General features: G+C 66.8%; 15 protein-coding genes. All 15 read right to left on the bottom strand.

The genetic code is table 11. The features are described from left to right. Positions 1-69: 69 nt before the first annotated feature. Positions 70-1,719 carry a DNA repair protein RecN gene (recN, locus tag DW2_RS13095; protein WP_038147311.1) on the bottom strand — a complete coding sequence of 550 codons (1,650 nt, stop codon included), beginning with the start codon at positions 1,717-1,719 and terminating at the stop codon, positions 70-72. 19 nt (positions 1,720-1,738) lie between these two features. Then, complete coding sequence (locus tag DW2_RS13100; RefSeq protein WP_038147368.1) at positions 1,739-2,587, bottom strand: outer membrane protein assembly factor BamD; 849 nt, start codon at positions 2,585-2,587, stop codon at positions 1,739-1,741. A 179-nt stretch (positions 2,588-2,766) separates the two neighbouring features. Continuing rightward, positions 2,767-3,687 (bottom strand): UDP-3-O-acyl-N-acetylglucosamine deacetylase, encoded by a 921-nt coding sequence (gene lpxC / locus DW2_RS13105; RefSeq protein WP_038147314.1) that lies wholly within the window; start codon positions 3,685-3,687, stop codon positions 2,767-2,769. Positions 3,688-3,921: 234 nt separating this feature from the next. After that, on the bottom strand, positions 3,922-5,586 hold the full coding sequence (ftsZ, locus tag DW2_RS13110; RefSeq protein WP_038147316.1) for a cell division protein FtsZ: 1,665 nt from the start codon (positions 5,584-5,586) through the stop codon (positions 3,922-3,924). 268 nt (positions 5,587-5,854) lie between these two features. Then, positions 5,855-7,180, bottom strand: a complete 1,326-nt coding sequence (gene ftsA, locus DW2_RS13115) for a cell division protein FtsA (protein WP_038147317.1) — start codon at positions 7,178-7,180, stop codon at positions 5,855-5,857. Then, positions 7,177-8,127 (bottom strand): cell division protein FtsQ/DivIB, encoded by a 951-nt coding sequence (locus DW2_RS13120; protein WP_038147318.1) that lies wholly within the window; start codon positions 8,125-8,127, stop codon positions 7,177-7,179. Before DW2_RS13120 ends, ftsA begins: the two co-directional genes overlap by 4 nt. Then, positions 8,115-9,038 carry a D-alanine--D-alanine ligase gene (locus DW2_RS13125; RefSeq protein ID WP_081874984.1) on the bottom strand — a complete coding sequence of 308 codons (924 nt, stop codon included), beginning with the start codon at positions 9,036-9,038 and terminating at the stop codon, positions 8,115-8,117. The genes DW2_RS13120 and DW2_RS13125 overlap by 13 nt, the downstream gene beginning before the upstream one ends. 63 nt (positions 9,039-9,101) lie before the next feature. Then, entirely contained in the window at positions 9,102-10,034 is a 933-nt protein-coding gene (gene murB, locus DW2_RS13130; protein ID WP_038147320.1) for a UDP-N-acetylmuramate dehydrogenase, read from the bottom strand. Between the two features lie 49 nt (positions 10,035-10,083). Further along, positions 10,084-10,338, bottom strand: a complete 255-nt coding sequence (locus DW2_RS13135) for a DUF2484 family protein (protein WP_038147321.1) — start codon at positions 10,336-10,338, stop codon at positions 10,084-10,086. Continuing rightward, positions 10,335-11,525: an APC family permease gene (locus DW2_RS13140; RefSeq protein WP_038147324.1), complete on the bottom strand. Its 1,191-nt coding sequence runs from the start codon at positions 11,523-11,525 to the stop codon at positions 10,335-10,337. The genes DW2_RS13135 and DW2_RS13140 overlap by 4 nt, the downstream gene beginning before the upstream one ends. A 93-nt stretch (positions 11,526-11,618) precedes the next feature. Beyond that, a complete protein-coding gene (murC, locus tag DW2_RS13145) occupies positions 11,619-13,028 on the bottom strand; it encodes a UDP-N-acetylmuramate--L-alanine ligase (RefSeq protein WP_038147326.1) in 1,410 nt (469 codons plus the stop codon). Then, the gene (locus DW2_RS13150) at positions 13,025-14,128 is read right to left on the bottom strand and encodes a UDP-N-acetylglucosamine--N-acetylmuramyl-(pentapeptide) pyrophosphoryl-undecaprenol N-acetylglucosamine transferase (RefSeq protein WP_038147328.1); all 1,104 of its coding nucleotides are present in this window, start codon (positions 14,126-14,128) and stop codon (positions 13,025-13,027) included. Before DW2_RS13150 ends, murC begins: the two co-directional genes overlap by 4 nt. A gap of 16 nt (positions 14,129-14,144) precedes the next feature. After that, on the bottom strand, positions 14,145-15,311 hold the full coding sequence (locus DW2_RS13155; RefSeq protein WP_038147331.1) for a peptidoglycan glycosyltransferase FtsW: 1,167 nt from the start codon (positions 15,309-15,311) through the stop codon (positions 14,145-14,147). A 473-nt stretch (positions 15,312-15,784) separates the two neighbouring features. Beyond that, positions 15,785-16,111, bottom strand: coding sequence for a hypothetical protein (locus DW2_RS13160; protein WP_156102974.1), 327 nt, complete (start codon positions 16,109-16,111; stop codon positions 15,785-15,787). A 57-nt stretch (positions 16,112-16,168) separates the two neighbouring features. Continuing rightward, positions 16,169-16,385: transposase (locus DW2_RS20185; protein WP_238321329.1), on the bottom strand; the 217-nt coding region annotated here is incomplete at its 5' end.

Raw genomic sequence — 16,385 nt, forward strand, 5'->3', positions numbered from 1 at the left:
CGCAGGAGGAAAAGGGTCATGTTCGACATCTGTTCGCACCGAAACGTCGCGTGATGCGCCCCGCCTGCCCTAGCCCTTGAGCAGATCCTGCGCGGCGGCCCGCGCGGCGGCCGTCACCTCGGCCCCCGAGATCATCCGGGCGATCTCGTCGGTGCGCTCGGCCTCGGCGAGGGCGCGCACCTCGGAGGTGGTCATCCCCTCGCTCACCGATTTCGCGACGCGGAAATGCGTGGCGCCACGGGCCGCGACCTGCGGCGAATGGGTCACCACGAGCACCTGCGCGCCCTCGGCGAGCCGCGCGAGACGCCGGCCCACCGCATCCGCCGTCGCCCCGCCCACGCCGCGGTCGATCTCGTCGAAGATCATCGTGAGCGTGTCGGCACCCCGCGAGAGCACCACCTTGAGCGCGAGCAGGAAGCGCGAAAGCTCCCCGCCCGAGGCGATCTTGTTCAAGGGCCCGGCCGGCGCGCCGGGATTGGTCGCGACCGTGAAGGCCACGCTGTCGGTGCCCTCGGGGCCGGGCTCGCCCGCCGACAACCGGGTCTCGAAGACCGCCCGCTCCATCTTGAGCGGCGCGAGCTCCCCGGCCATCGCCTCATCGAGCCGGATCGCGGCCTCCTGGCGCGCGGCCGACAAGGCAGCGGCTGCCTTGTCATAGGCGGCGCCCGCCGATTTCAGATCGGCCTCGAGCGTTCCGATCCCTTCCTCGCCCGCATCGAGCGCGGCCAGTTTCTCGCGCAGGCCTTCGGCGAAACTGCCCAGCTCGTCGGGCAGCACGCCATGCTTGCGCGCCAGCGCCCGGATCGCGAACAGCCGCTCTTCGCAGGCCTCGAGTGCGCGCGGGTCGAAATCGAGCGCATCGAGCGCCTCTTCAACCCCTTGCGCCGCCTCGCCCAGCTCGAGAAACGCACGTTCCAAGGCCTCCAGCGGCGCGTCGAGGCGCCCCTCTGCCCGATCCGCCGCACCCTGCAGCCAGCGATCGGCATCGCGCATCGCGCCTTCGGCGCCTTCGGGCCCGAGCGCGGAGAAGGCCCGCGCGACATCCTCACGGATTTTCGCAGCGCCCTGCATCAGCCGGCGCTGCGCATCGAGTTCCGCTTCCTCGCCGGGCTTCGGATCGAGCGCGTCGAGCTCCGTCACCGCATGGCGCAGGAACTCCTCTTCCTGCTTGACCTCGGCCAGCGCGATGCGCGCCGCCTCGAGCTTGCGCGCCGCCTGCGCCCGCGCTTTCCATCCCGTGCGCACGGCGCCCAGCAGATCGTCGTGACCTGCGAAAGCGTCGAGCAAAGCGCGGTGGCCCCGTTCGTTCAGGAGCCCGCCATCGTCCTGCTGGCCATGCAATTCGACCAGCGAGGCCGAGACCTGTCGCAACACATCGCCGCTCGCGCGCCGGTCGTTGATCCAGGCGGTCTTGCGGCCGTCACGCGCATTGACGCGGCGCAGGATCAGCTCGTCCGAAACCGGGATCCCCGCCTCGTCCAGCACTGCGCGCGCGGGGTGATCCCGCGGCAGGTCGAACACCGCCGTCACCTCGCCCTGATCGGCGCCGCGGCGCGCCAGCTCGGCGCGCCCGCGCCAGCCCAGGACGAAACCGAGACAGTCGAGCAGGATCGACTTGCCCGCCCCCGTCTCGCCGGTGAGGACGTTGAGGCCGGGGCCGAAATCCAGCTCCAGCCGTTCGATGATCAGGATGTCGCGGATATCCAGCGATCGCAGCATGTGAACGCCGAGGCCCCGATCAGAGCCACTTGCCCTGGATCACCTGCCGGTAGACCTTCGCGAGCCACCCGTCGCCTTTCGCCTCGGGCTTGAGGCCCTTCTTCTCCAGCAGATTATAGGCATCCTGGTAGAAGGGCGAGGACTGGAAGTTGTGGCCAAGGATCGCGGCCGCCGTCTGCGCCTGATCGGTGATGCCGAGCGCGAGATAGGCCTCGACGAGACGCTCGAGCGCCTCGGGCGTATGCGTGGTCGTCTGGAACTGCTCGACCACGACGCGGAAGCGGTTGATCGCCGCAGTGTAATCGCCGCGCTTGAGGTAGTAGCGCCCGATCTCCATTTCCTTGCCGGCCAGATGATCGAAGGCGAGATCGAATTTCAGCATCGCCGAATGCGCATATTCGCTGTCGGGATAGTTCTCGATCACGTCGCGCAAGGCCTGGAGGGCCTGGAAGGTCAGGCCCTGATCGCGGCCGACCTCGTCGATCTGGTCGTAATAGGAAAGCGCCAGAAGATAGGCGGCATAGGCCGCATCCTCATCGCCGGGATAGGTGTCGAGGAATCGCTGGGCCGACGCCCGCGCCTCTTCGTATTTCTTGGCACGGTGCTGAGCATAGGCCTCCATGATCAGCGCGCGCTTGGCCCATTGCGAATAGGGATAGAGCCGCTCGACCTCGGAGAAATATTTCAGCGCGGTGTTGGGACGCCGCGGATTGCCGACCTCAAGCTCGTATTCGCCACGCTCATAGATCTGCTTGGCGGTGAAATTCTCGAGATTGGGCGTCGCGTTCGGGTCGGGACCGCAGGCGGCCAGCGCCGTCACAAGACCAAGAGCCCCGAGTTTCGCTGCCGCCGTTTTGCCGCGCGCCATGCCCTGCCCCATCCCTTTCTCGCAACCGGGGAAAGGCCCCGGACCCGTATTCCTGAGCCCCTCCTCGGGGGCCGTTCGGCTTGTCCTAGCACAGAAAAATCCGGGGCGCAAAATGCCTTTGACGGTTTTCGGCAGGGATTGGAAGCGCCCCCGGATGAAGGCCGAAAGCCGCTCCGGCCTCAGGCGGAGGCCAGTTGCTCGGCCTGACACACTCCCGCACCCGGCAGGGTATAGGCCTGCGCAGCGGAGCAGGTCTCCCACTGCCACGCGTCGGGACGGGCGAAAAGCGCCCGCAGGAGCTTGTTCGTCATGGCGTGACCCGCGCGGTGGCCGCTGTAGCGACCAAGGATCGGCGCGCCGGCCAGCGCCAGATCGCCAAGCGCATCGAGCATCTTGTGGCGCACGGGTTCGTCCGCATGGCGCAGCCCCCCGGGGCTGAGAACCTTGTCGCCATCGACGACCACGGCATTCTCGTAGGTGCCGCCAAGCGCGAGCCCGTTCGACTGCATCGCGTCGACATCGGCCTGACGGCAGAAGGTGCGGCTGTCCATCAGCTCGCGCACGAAGGCGCCATTGGCCATCTTGAGGCGCTTGCGCTGACGTCCGATCACCGCGTCGGTGAAGTCGATCTGGAAATCGATCTCGAGCGAACCTGCAGGCTCAAGGCGCGCGACAGCCTCGCCGTGGCGCACTTCCACCGGCTCGAGAATGCGGATCGCGCGCAGCTCACCGGCCAGCTCGCGCAGACCCGCCTCGCAGAAGGCAGCGACGAAGAGCGCGGAGGACCCGTCGAGGATCGGCACTTCCGGCGCATCGAGTTCGATCAGCGCATTGTGAATGCCCGAACCGACGAGAGCCGCCATCAGGTGCTCGATCGTCGAGACCTGGACACCGTCCTCGTTCTCGATCAGCGTGCACAGCGTCGCATGCGGCACCTTGTCCCACAGCGCGGGGATGCGCGGATTGCGGTCCGCGACATCGGTGCGGCGGAACACGATCCCGTGCCCGGCGGGAGCAGGATGCACGCGCATCTCGACCTCGGCCCCGGAATGGAGCCCGGTACCGGAGAAAGCGACGGTTCTGGCAAGCGTCGTCTGCACGATGGACCTCACAGTTTCTTGTCTCTGGCGGTAACGGAATCTCAAATCCCGGTGCCGCAGCCTCAGTTAGTCAGAGTGCGGGGTCACCTCAACTCACTCTTTGTAACGGAGTGAAACATTGCACCGCGCCCCGGGCGGAACATTGCGCAGGGCCACGCAAGCCCTTGCAGAATAAAGGAAAAGGGCCGGTTTTCACCGACCCTCTCTTACTTTTTGTGAACTCTTTTTGACAGTTCAGTTTGCTTGACGGCGCAGGAAAGCCGGGATCTCGATCCGGTCCTGGTCTTCGGTCTGCTCGTCATCATAGGCCTCGGCCCGCGGCTGCTGAGCCGCCTGCTGACGCGGAGCGGGCTGCGGCGCCGGCTGTTCGGCATGGCCATGACCGGTCATCCGGTTGATCAGCGAGTTGATCCCGAACCGCGGCTTGTCCGAATGCGCCTGCGGCTGCGGAGCCGGCGCGGCGGGGCGGCTGGCCGCCATCGGGCGTTGCGCTGCGGGCGGCGCCTTGTTCACGGCCGCTTCGAGACGACGCAGCGCCTCGGGCGACGGGGTGCCGGGCTGGCGCGGACGGGGCGCGACGTAACCGGCGGCTTCATCCTCGACATAGAGATCCTGCGAGGGCGCGGGCTGCGGACGATAGGCCGGCGGGGGCAGATCGTCGGCCTGGACCTGCGGATGCGGCTCGGCCGCGGCACGCGCGGTTGGCGCATCGAAGAGCGTGCGCTCGGCAGCGGGCTGATGCGGCTGGGCGTGGTGCGGCTGGGCATGCGGCGCGGCTTCGCGCGCCACGGCGGGCTGCGCGGCCGGTTGCGGCGCGGGCTGGACCGGGGCGGGCTGGGGCGCAGCTTCCACCGCCTTTTCGCCCGCCGCGTCGGCGGGCTTGAGCGGCTCGGCCAGCGAGCGGCGCGGAACCGGGATCTCGGCGGTCGCCGAAAGCGCGTCGATGCCGGTGGCCACAACCGAAACCCGCATCGAACCTTCCATTTCCGGATCGAGGGTCGAGCCGACGATGATGTTCGCGTCCGGATCGACTTCCTCGCGGATGCGGTTCGCGGCTTCGTCGAGCTCGAACAGCGTGAGGTCGTAGCCGCCGGTGATGTTGATGAGGACGCCCTTCGCACCCTTGAGCGAGATCTCGTCGAGGAGCGGGTTGGCGATCGCCTTCTCGGCGGCCTGCACCGCACGATCCTCGCCATCGGACTGGCCGGTGCCCATCATCGCCTTGCCCATCTCGTCCATCACCGCGCGCACGTCGGCGAAGTCGAGGTTGATCAGGCCCGGACGGACCATCAGGTCGGTCACGCCCTTCACGCCCTGGTAGAGGACATCATCGGCCATCGCGAAGGCTTCGGTGAAGGTGGTCTTCTCGTTGGCCAGACGGAACAGGTTCTGGTTCGGAATGATGATGAGGGTATCGACGACCTTCTGGAGCGCTTCGAGCCCTTCCTCGGCCTGGCGCATCCGCTTCGAGCCCTCGAACTGGAACGGCTTGGTCACGACGCCCACGGTGAGGACACCGAGTTCGCGCGCGGCCTGCGCGATGATCGGCGCGGCACCGGTCCCGGTCCCGCCGCCCATGCCCGCGGTGATGAAGCACATATGCGCCCCTGCGAGGTGATCGACGATCGTCTCGATGCTCTCTTCGGCGGCGGCGGCGCCCACGGTCGGGCGCGCACCGGCGCCGAGGCCCTCGGTGACCTTCGTCCCCATCTGGACACGGGCTTGCGATTTCGATTGCTGCAGCGCCTGGGCATCGGTGTTCGCAACGACGAACTCGACACCCTCAAGCTGTTTCTCGATCATGTTGTTGACCGCGTTTCCGCCTGCGCCGCCGACACCGAAAACCGTGATCCGGGGCTTGAGGTCGTGCTGCTCTGACATCATCAAATTCAACGCCATGTCCTGTGTCCGCCTGTTGTTGCTGCCCGGCCCTGTCCCAGACCGAAATGAATGGAAATTACACCAATTTTAGCCATGATTCATTGGATCGTCACGCAAAAAACCGCCCCAGCACACAAAATCTGGAGTTCCCGATTGCGTGACAAGCGGCATTTCGCGCATTGCTCAGGATATTGTGTTCCGTTGCGCGTGCCTCAACTGCCCCTGCGAGAACATGAACTTCGCATGACAGGGTGCTGTGAACGCCGGAATTTCACTTTTTCTACATTTACCAGTTGTCCCGGAACCAGCGGATCGCCCGGCGCAGGCTGCGCCCGCCCAGTGTTTCGGGAGGCATTTCGAAATCCCACCATTCGTCTTGCGGATGGGCCGCGAAAAGCGCGAGCCCCACCACCGAGGAGAAGCCCGACCCGGTCGCGGCCTGCGGCAGACCCTGCACCCGCATGGGGCGTCCGAGTCGCACGTTCTGGCCGAGGATTCGCGCCGCCAGCCCGTCAAGGCCGGGGATCTGGCTCGCGCCGCCGGTGAGCACGATCTGGCGCGAGGGCAGATGCTCGAACCCTGCCCCGTCCAGGATCGCGCGCACATCCTCGAGGATCTCCTCGACGCGCGGGCGCATGATCCCGATCAGTTCGGCGCGGCTGATCTGGCGGCGGTCCTTTTCCCAGTCACCGGAATCGCCGCCCAGCTCGATCATCTCGCGGTCATCCATCCCGGTCGCCACGAGGCCGCCATGGAAGGTCTTGATCCGCTCGGCCACCGCCATCGGAACCTGCAGGCCGGCCGCGATGTCGCGGGTGACGTGATCGCCGCCCAGCCGCACCGCATCGGCATAGATCATGTGCTTCTTCATGAAGATCGACACACCGGTCGCGCCGCCGCCCATGTCGATGCAGGCCGCGCCCAGCTCCTGCTCGTCCTCGACGAGGCTCGAGATCCCCGAGAGATAGGCCGAGCTCGCGATCCCCGCGAGCTCCAGATCGCAGCGGCGGATGCAGTAGATCAGGTTCTGGATCGCCGTCTCCTCGACCGTCAGCAGGTGCATGTCGACAGCGAGGCGATGCCCCGCGTGACCGCGCGGGTCCGACAGGCCCGAGCGGTGATCGAGCGCGAAATTCACCGGCTGGGCATGGAGCACCTCGCGCCCCGTTCCGATCGGCGGCACGTCGCAGGCGGCCAGCACGCGGCCGACATCGGCCTCGCTCACCTGCTCGCCCTGCACGTCGATCTCGCCCGCGAGGCCGTAGGAGCGCGGCTGTGCGCCCGCGAAACAGGCGATGACGTGATCGACCCGCGTATTGGCCATCTTCTGCGCGGCCTGGACGGCAGTGCGGATCGCGCGTTCGGTCTCGGCCATCGCGTCGATCTCGCCGAAGCGCACGCCGCGCGAACGCGTGGTCGCCGCGCCGATCACCCGCACCGAGGCGTGACCGGCAAGCGAGCCCTCGCCCTCCGTCCCGTTCGGGCTGTCGAAGCGCAGCACGAGGCAGGCGATCTTCGAGGTGCCGATATCGAGAAGGGCGATCACCCCGCGTTGCATCGCGGCCTTGCGCATGTTGCGCATCGCGCGTTGGGACTCGTAGAGATCGGTCATCTTGCAGCCCTCGCCTGAAGAATGTCGGATTGGACCCGCCGGAACTCGGAGAGCGCCTGATCGCTCAGCCGGATCGTCGGGCGGTCCTTGTTGCGGAAATCAATGACGGTGAAGTCGCGTGCGAGCAGGTCCTCGGCGGTATTGAGCGCGAGGATGCGGTCGAGCGCCGCGACGGGATCCTTTTCGGGCAGCATGAGGCGCTGACCGTGATCGAGCACCATGTCCCAGCGGCGCTCGCCGATCCGCTCGAGCCCGATCAGACGTGCCCGGATCGGGCCGGCATCCGCGAGGATCTGGAGCGCCTCGGAGACCGCCTTGTCGGCCCCCTCCCCCGAAACCACGGCCAGATCGGGCCGCGCCTCGCGGGTCAGCAGCGTCGCCACCCGGTGCCCGGTCTCGTCGAGCATCTCGAGCCCGCCCGGCTTGCGCCAGAGCAGCGCGGGCACGCGCTCGGTCACATCCGCCTCGAGTACCCCGCCCGGGCGGATCACCAGACTCACATCGGCCACCGCATCGAGGCGACGGATCGTGTCGCGATAGCCCTGAAGGTCGATATCGAAGCTCGAGGCCGGGAGCTGCACGGGGATCATCGCGCGCACCGCATGCGCGACCTCGGGGCTCGCGCCTTCGATCTTGAGCAGCTTGACCATGAATTCGGGGCGATGCTCGATCGCGCTCTTGATCTCCTCGACCTTGGCGATGAGCGCCGCCCGCCGCCCCTGATCGCCCAGCCAGATCGCGACGCCGAGCACGACGACGAAGACCGGAAGGCCGATCCGCGCGAAGGCGCGCACCGAGGGGGTGAGCCAGAGGCGCTGGAGCCGGAACGACAGCCGCGACGGGGCGGGATCGCGGCGCTGCGCCCGTCCGCGCTGATAGACGTGACCGCCGGGGCTCCCCCTGTGGCCCGAGGCTTCGCGCGGCGCAGGCGGGCCTACCGGTCGCATGAGGCATCCTCCACCAGCCAGGCGCAGAGCGCGGGGAAGTCGTGCCCGCAATGCGCCGCCTGCTCCGGCGAGAGCGAGGTCGGCGTCATCCCGGGCTGGGTATTGGTCTCGAGCAGCACGAGCCCCTCAAGGCCCCGCCCCTCGTCCCAGCGGAAATCGGTGCGCGACAGCCCGCGGCAGCCGAGCACCCGATGGGCACGCAGCGCATAGTCGAGGCAGACCTCGGTGATCTCGGAAGGGATCTCTGCGGGCACGACATGGCGCGAACCGCCGGGACGGTATTTCGCGTCGTAATCGTACCAGCCCTCGGTGATGATCTCGGTCACGCAAAGCGCCTGATCGCCCATCACCGAGACCGTCATTTCGCGGCCCGGCGCATAGGTCTCCACCATCACCTCGTCCGGCATCTGCTCGGAGAGATTCGGCGGGCTGTTTGCACCGTCCATCACCAGATAGACGCCGACCGAGGAGCCCTCGTTATTCGGCTTGACGACGTAGGGTGCGGGCAGGACATGGCGCGCCATGACCTCGTCCTTGGAGGCGATCACCGATTGCAGGACCGGCAGCCCGGCCGCGGCAAAGGCCTGCTTGGCACGGGCCTTGTCCATCGCCAGCGCCGAGGCCAGAACTCCGGAATGGGTATAGGGAATGCGCAGCCATTCGAGCAGGCCCTGAACGCAGCCATCCTCGCCCCAGCGGCCATGCAGTGCATTGAAGACGCAAGCGGGCTTGGCGTCGGCCAGACGCTCCACGAGGTCCGCCCCCGCGTCGATCTCGATCACATCAAAACCCGCCGTGCGCAGCGCCTTGGCGCATTCGCGCCCGCTGGAGAGGGAGACCTCCCGTTCCGCGGAAGGGCCGCCCATCAGAACCGCTACACGGTGGGATGCCCTGCTCGACATACCCGCCACTCTCGCCTCATGCGGGGGTGTTCCCCCGTCTGGTCTTAGAATTTGCGCCGTGGTTGCGGGATCTTACGCCCCGAATTCGCCTACGCGCATGATTTCCCACTGTAGCGATATTCCGCTCGATTGCACAACCTTTTTGCGAACCTCTTCACCGAGATTTTCGAGATCCGCGGCGGTCGCGTCACCGGCATTGATCAGGAAGTTGCTGTGCTTTTCCGACATCTGCGCTCCGCCGATGCGCGCGCCGCGCATTCCGGCATCGTCGATCAGCTTCCAGGCCTTGAGATCATGCACGTCATCTTCGCGCCCCGTCGAGGAAAACCCGGCCGGATTGCGGAAGGTGGAGCCGGCCGTACGGTCCTTGGTGGGCTGCGTGGCGTCGCGCTTGGCGAGCTGGTCTGCCATCTGCGCTTCGAGCGCCTCGGGATCGCCCGCTTCGGCGCGGAAGGTCGCGCCGGTGAGCACCCAGCCTTCGGGCAGATCGCTCTGGCGATAGGCGAAGTTCAGATCCGCGGGCGTGAGGGTTACCTTTTCGCCCGCCCGCGTGATGGCCCGCGCCTCGATCAGGTGATCGGCGACATAGGTGCCATAACACCCGGCATTCATCCGCACCGCCCCGCCGATCGCACCGGGAATGGTGCGCAGGAAGGTCAGATCGCGCCCCGCCTGGGCGGCCTTGCGCGCGACATGGGCATCGAGCGCGGCGCTCCCGGCGATCACCGTGTCGCCTTCGATTTCGATCCCGTTGAAGCCGCGCCCGAGACGGACCACCACCGCGCGGATGCCACCGTCGCGCACGATCAGGTTCGACCCCACCCCCATCGGGAAGACCGCGATCTCCTCCGGCAAACCTTTCAGGAAGGCGGCGAGGTCGTCCTCGTCGGCAGGCTGGAAGAACCAGTCGGCGGGCCCACCCACGCGCAGCCAGGTCAGCTCCGCCAGAGGCCGGTTGGATGTCAAAACGCCGCGCGGCGTGTAGGTGGAGGGATTGTCGGTCATGTCGCCTCTCGTAGCGGCGCGTCAGGGCAGGAGCAAGCGGCTTGCGTGCTCATTCAGCGGGTTTGCGCCCCCGCCCGCGCAGGCCCCGGAAGAGAAAGATCACCGGCCAGCGCAGTACGGAGATGCCCCCGGCCAGCACCAGAAGCCCGACGATCGGCCCGTTCTCATAGGTGACCCAGCCCAGAAGCGGCACCCCGAGCACGATCAGGACCCGCGCGGCGGGCCAGTGCCATCGCGACGGACCGATCGCGATCAGGGTGGCGAGAAGAGCCCAGAGGCAGGCGAAGATCAGCGACAGGGTCATGCAAGCCCTCCAAGGGCGGCGATCAATGCGGCACCCGCGACCGTCGCGCCGATCACCGGCACGGCCATGGGTACGCGGAATGGCGCGAAATCGCTGCGGGTCTTGAGCGCAACGAGCGAAAGATTGACGAGAAGGAAGACACCGAGCAGCACCATCGCACTCGCCCCGGCGAGCCGCTCGACCGGCGCGTTCAGCGCCAGCGCGATCATCGCCCCGCCGGTCATCGAGGTGGCGAGCACCGGGGTGCCGAAGCGCGGATGGGCATGGTGAAACACGCTCAGCGCCTGCGTGCGGCGTCCGAGCCCGTAAAGCACGCGTGCTGCCATCACCACCTGGGCAAGCACCCCGTTCAGCGCCGCGGCGACGGCGATCGCCGCGAGAAGCTGGGGCTTGTGCCCCGCCGCCTGCCACACGAGGGCGAGCGGCTGTTCGGACTGCCCCAGCTGCTCAAGCGGCACGGCGCGTACCGCCGCCCAAGAGACGCCGAGATAGAGGACGGTGGTGATCGCGAGCGCGGCGAGGATCGCGCGCGGCATGTCACGGATCGGGTCGCGCATCTCCTCGGCCATGTTCACCATGTCCTCGAAACCGATGAAGGCGAAGAAGGCGAGCGAGGCGGCGGCGGCGATGCCCGGCCAGTGGGGCGCGGGGAGCGTCGCTAGATCGACGCTCGGCGGGGCCGAGAACCCGGCCCAGATCACCAGCCCGAGCCCCACCACCTCGACCAGCGTCAGCACCGTGGCGAGCCCGACCGATTCGAGCACCCCGAGACAGGCCACGCCCACGAGCAGAACCCCGAACCCCACCATCACCGCCTCTTGCGGCAACGGCAGCAAGAGCGCGAGATAGCCGGCGCCGCCGCGCAAGACAGCCGCGGCCGAGACGGTGCCCGCGACCACGATCGCGAGACCCACCGCGATGGCGAGCGCATGGCTGCGCAACCCGTCCTCGATATAGGCAGCCTCCCCCGCCGCTTCGGGAATGCGCGAGGACAGCTCGGCATAGGAGAGCGCGGATGGGGCCGCGATGACGCCGGCAAGCACGAAGGCCAGCGGCGCCCAGATCCCGGCCTGCGCCGCCACGGCGCCCACGAGGACATAGATCCCCGCGCCAACCATGACCCCGACACCATAGCCGGTCAGGAGCCCCATCCCGAGGCGTCGCTTGAGGGGAGGATCGCTGCGCATTTCTCGCCTTACCAGCCAAAGCCAACGGCGTGGCAGCGCCGCAATTCGATCGTCGTTCCAGCAGGTCCGGCGGTTTGCCGCACCCGCCCCCGCTCAGCCCCCCAGCTTCGCGGGTAGATTGTTCGCCCAGGCCGAGATCGTGCCCGCGCCGAGGCAGACCACGATATCGCCGGGCCGCGCCTGTTCCCTGACCAGCCGCGCGAGATCATCCTCCGACAAGATGGCACGGGCATGACGATGGCCATGCGCGATGAGACCGGCCACCAGATCGTCACGGGTCGCGCCCGCGATCGGCTCTTCGCCCGCGGCATAGACCTCGGCGATCGCCACGACATCGGCCTCGTTAAAACAGGTGCAGAAATCGTCGAACAGAGAATGCAGGCGCGAATAGCGATGCGGCTGGTGCACCGCGATCACCCGCGCTCCCGGCGCCACCGCCTGACGGGCCGCCTTGAGCACGGCGGCGATCTCGACCGGGTGATGGCCGTAATCGTCGATGATCGTGACGCCGCCGAGCACCTCGCCCACCTTGGTGAAGCGCCGGTTCACGCCGCCGAAATTGGCCAGCGCGTCGCGGATCTCCTCGCGCTTCATGCCCAGGTGACGCGCCACCGCCACCGCCGCCAGCGCGTTCGAAACGTTGTGGTCGCCCGGCATCGGGAGCGTACAGCCCTCGATCACGGGTTTGTCTTCCTCGCCCTGCAGCGCGATGTCGAAATGCGCGACGCCCCGCTCGTAGCGCAGCCCCACCGCACGAATGTCGGCCTGCGCGTTGAAGCCGAAGGTCACGACACGGCGGTCATTGAGCTTGCCCACGAGCGTCTGCACCTCGGGGTGATCGGTGCAGCAGACCGCAAGCCCGTAGAAGGGAATGTTCGAGACGAAATCGTAGAACCCCTTGCGCAACGCGTCGAAGGAGCCCCAATGCTCCAGATGCTCGGGGTCGATATTGGTCACGATCGCGATCGTCGCGGGCAGACGGTTGAACGAACCGTCGCTCTCGTCGGCCTCGACCACCATCCATTCGCCCGCGCCCGCGCGCGCATTCGAGCCATAGGCGTGGATGATGCCGCCATTGATCACGGTCGGATCGAAATTGCCCTTGTCCAGAAGCGTCGCGACCATCGTGGTGGTGGTCGTCTTACCGTGCGTGCCCGCGACCGCGATGTTCGACTTCAACCGCATCAGTTCGGCCAGCATCTCGGCCCGGCGCACGACGGGAAGGCCGCGGCGGCGCGCCTCTTCAAGCTCCGGATTGCCCGGCTTGATCGCGGTCGAGATCACCACCACGCCCGCATCGCCGATATTCTCGGCGCGCTGACCTTCGAAGATCGTGGCCCCGAGGCTCGCCAGACGGTCGGTGATCTTCGAGGCTTTCGCATCCGAGCCCTGCACGGTGAAGCCTTGCGTCATCAGCACCTCGGCGATGCCCGACATGCCGATCCCGCCGATGCCGACGAAATGGATGGGGCCGAGTTCTCCGGGCAGTTTTGTGGCGTTCATGTAATCGGTCCTGCTAGGTCTTCGACGAGGGCGACAAGACGCTCGGTCGCGTCAGGCACCCCGTAGGAAAGGGCGGCGCGCGACATCTGCAACGCACCTTCGGGATTGTCCAGAACGAGCGCGATCTGGTCGCGCAGGCTCTCGGGGGTCAGTTGTTTCTCGGGGATCACGATCGCCCCGCCCGCCTTGGCCAGCCCGCGCGCATTGGCGCTCTGATGGTCGCCCGCGGCCGCGGCATAGGGGATCAGGATCGCGGGGCGTCCGATGATCGAGATATCGGCGACCGAAGAGGCGCCGGCGCGCGAGATCACGAGCTGGCACTCGGAAAGCCGGCGCGGCACATCCTTGAAGAAGGGCTCGACCTCGGCGGCGATGCCTGCGGCCTCATAGGCGGCCACGACGCGCTCGAGATCCTCAGGCCGTGCCTGATGCGCGACGCGCAGATTGGCGCGGGCAGCTTCGGGCAGGCTCGCAAGCGCCGCGGGCACGGTGTCCGAGAGCACCCGCGCGCCCTGGCTGCCGCCGATCACCAGCACCGACATCGGGTAGTCGCCGGGCGGGATGTAGCCCGCGCCCGCGCGTTCGAGCACAGCCGAGCGCACCGGGTTGCCGACATGCTGCGCCTGCACGCCCTCGGGCACGTCGGTCGGCCAGGTGCCGCAGGCGAAACGGTCCACCCGCTTGGCGAAGACGCGGTTCACCTTACCCATGACGCCATTCTGTTCGTGGATCGCGCGCGGGATGCGCAGAACGAGCGCCGAGGACAGGGCCGGTATGGTGGGATACCCGCCGAAGCCGACGACCACGGCGGGCCGATCCGAGAGGTTGCGCATGATCGCCGAGAAGATGCCGCCGAGAATGCGGAACGGGACGAGCAACTTGCCGAGCGCTCCGCCCCGCGCGAAGGTCGCCGAGGCGACCTGCTCGACCTTGACCACATGGGGAAAGCCGCCCGCATAGCGCGCGCCGCGTGCATCGGTCGAGAGCTTCACCCGCCAGCCCCGGCGCACCATCGCCTCGGCGAGCGCCTGGGCTGGGAACATGTGCCCGCCGGTGCCGCCCGCGGCGATCAGCAGCAGCGGGGTGTTGTCCTTGGCCATCTCGCCCTCCTCAGGGTTAGCGGCCGCGCCGGGCGAGGATATCGGAAATCTGCCCCTGCGGCCGGGTGCGAGTCAGAGCGAGCAACATACCCACCGCGATCCCCGAAGCAATGACCGAAGACCCACCGTAGCTCACGAACGGCAAAGTCATGCCTTTCGCGGGCAGGAGCCGGACCGCAACCCCCATATTGATGATCGCCTGCACGCCGAAGGCACAGGCCAGGCCTGCCCCCGCCAGACGGGTGAAGGGATCGCGCTCGCGCATCAGGCGCAAGAGCGAGCGGATCACCACCGTCGCGTAGAGCGCGATGATGCACAGCACGAGAATGAGACCGTATTCCTCCGCAGCGACCGCGATGATGAAATCGGTATGCGCATCGGGCAGCGACCACTTCACCGAGCCCTGCCCCACGCCGACGCCGAAGAAGCCGCCCTCCTGGATCGCGTTGGTCGCGTAGCCGATCTGCGTGCGCGGGTCGACATCGGTGGAGAGGAACCCGTTGATCCGGCGCGCGAAATGCTCCGAGAAATTATAGGCGAAAAAGCCCCCGGCGACGGTGAGCGCACCGATGGCCGAGAGAAGCGCGATCGGCGCCCCGGCCACGAAATACATCACCGACCAGGCGAAGAGGACGAGCGAGGCCTGGCCGAAATCGGGCTGCAGCGCCAGCGCGACGACGATGATGACCGCCAGCAGGAAGGAATAGAGCCGCCCCGGCGGCCCGCCCACCTCGTCGGCGGCGGCCATGAACCAGGCCGAGATGATGACGAAGCCGGGCTTGAGAAATTCCGAGGGCTGGATCGAGGCGACCCCGAAGGAGTACCAGCGCACCGCTCCCTTGCCGAAATCGGTCCCGAGCACCGGCAGCAGCATCACCGCGACGAAGGCGAGCGCGAAGCCCGCCACGCCGAGCCGCCGGATCTGCCGCGGGTCGAGCATCGAGATCGCCAGCATCACCCCGAGCGAAAGCGCCCCGAACACCGCCTGACGCTTCACATAATAGAAGGGTTCGAGCCCGTTGCGCTCGGCCAGCGGCACCGAAGCCGCGAGCCCCAGCAACATCCCGAGACCGAACAGGATCAGGATCGAGCCGAGCGCCCATTTGTCGATGGTGCGCCACCATTTCGGGAGGACGGGTTCACCGGCCCGCACGGGGACGGTGCCGAATGCCATTTCTGTCATGGGGCCTACTGCCGTTACTGCCTCAAATCGCCCGTTTTCCGGGTCTGACAAAAAGAGTAGCCCAATTCCATCTCGCTGACTAGGAAAAAGCCCGCCGCCCCGTTCAACGAAAAGTTGGTCACGCCGCAGCCCCTCAACCGGGGCGCGATCAAAAAAAGACCACCGGGAGGCCCCCGGTGGTCTCATGATCCGCTCCAGCCCGTCAGCGAGCCGCGAGGCTCAAGCGCGATGCAGCCAGAGAAACCAAAAGAGTGCCCAAGAATTCACCGCGCCGATTCGAGGTCGCAATATTTCCATTAACTTACATACACTTACGAAGCCGACAAGCCACGCTAGAAACCATATCCATACGCGGAAAACCATAAAGCTGCGCGGGGAAACCCAACTTTCAAGCAGCCCTTTTGTAGAAGGTCCGGACAAAAGAAAACCCGCGCCGAGGCGCGGGTTCATGCGAGATGAAGTGGTGGTGAGTGTCAGTCGAGGTAAGCCTCTTCGAAGGGGCGATCCCGACGGTAGATGCTTCTGTAATTCGGGCTTGAGAAGGGTGAGGCGATCTCCGCCGTTCCGGTCTTCTTAGCCCAAGCCTTATCGAAATCCCGCCGCGTCAACTCGCGAGCCCCACGACCGATAGCGACTTGAAGGGCAGCGAGCACGATTTCGAAAACCAATCCCCATCGGAACGCGGCAGCGGTCGCGAGGCGGTGAAGAAACTCAATATCCCGCAGTTCATCAGGAACCTCGATATCTTCTTTATCGGCGTAGCTTCCGATGATCGTGTTCAGGGTGAGGTAGTCACCCAATGAGCCTGCCCTGCTCCCCAACGTTGGACCGCCGGAAGCTGGATTTTCCCGGCTGTTTCACGATGACGGGCTGGTGACGCCATCGGGATAATGCATGGCAATCGGGACGTTGTATCCGATCGCACTGTGAGGTCGGTCTTCGTTGTAGTGTCTACGCCAAGCTTCCAACTTTTCCCGGGCGTCGGCAAGGCTCATGAAGTTGCCATTGTTGCGCCATTGATGGAGTGGATGGCTCCCGCTCCCGGCATCGCATTGTGCCACATTAGGTGCTGTC

Source organism: Thioclava atlantica (genome assembly GCF_000737065.1).
GTDB classification, from domain to species: domain Bacteria; phylum Pseudomonadota; class Alphaproteobacteria; order Rhodobacterales; family Rhodobacteraceae; genus Thioclava; species Thioclava atlantica.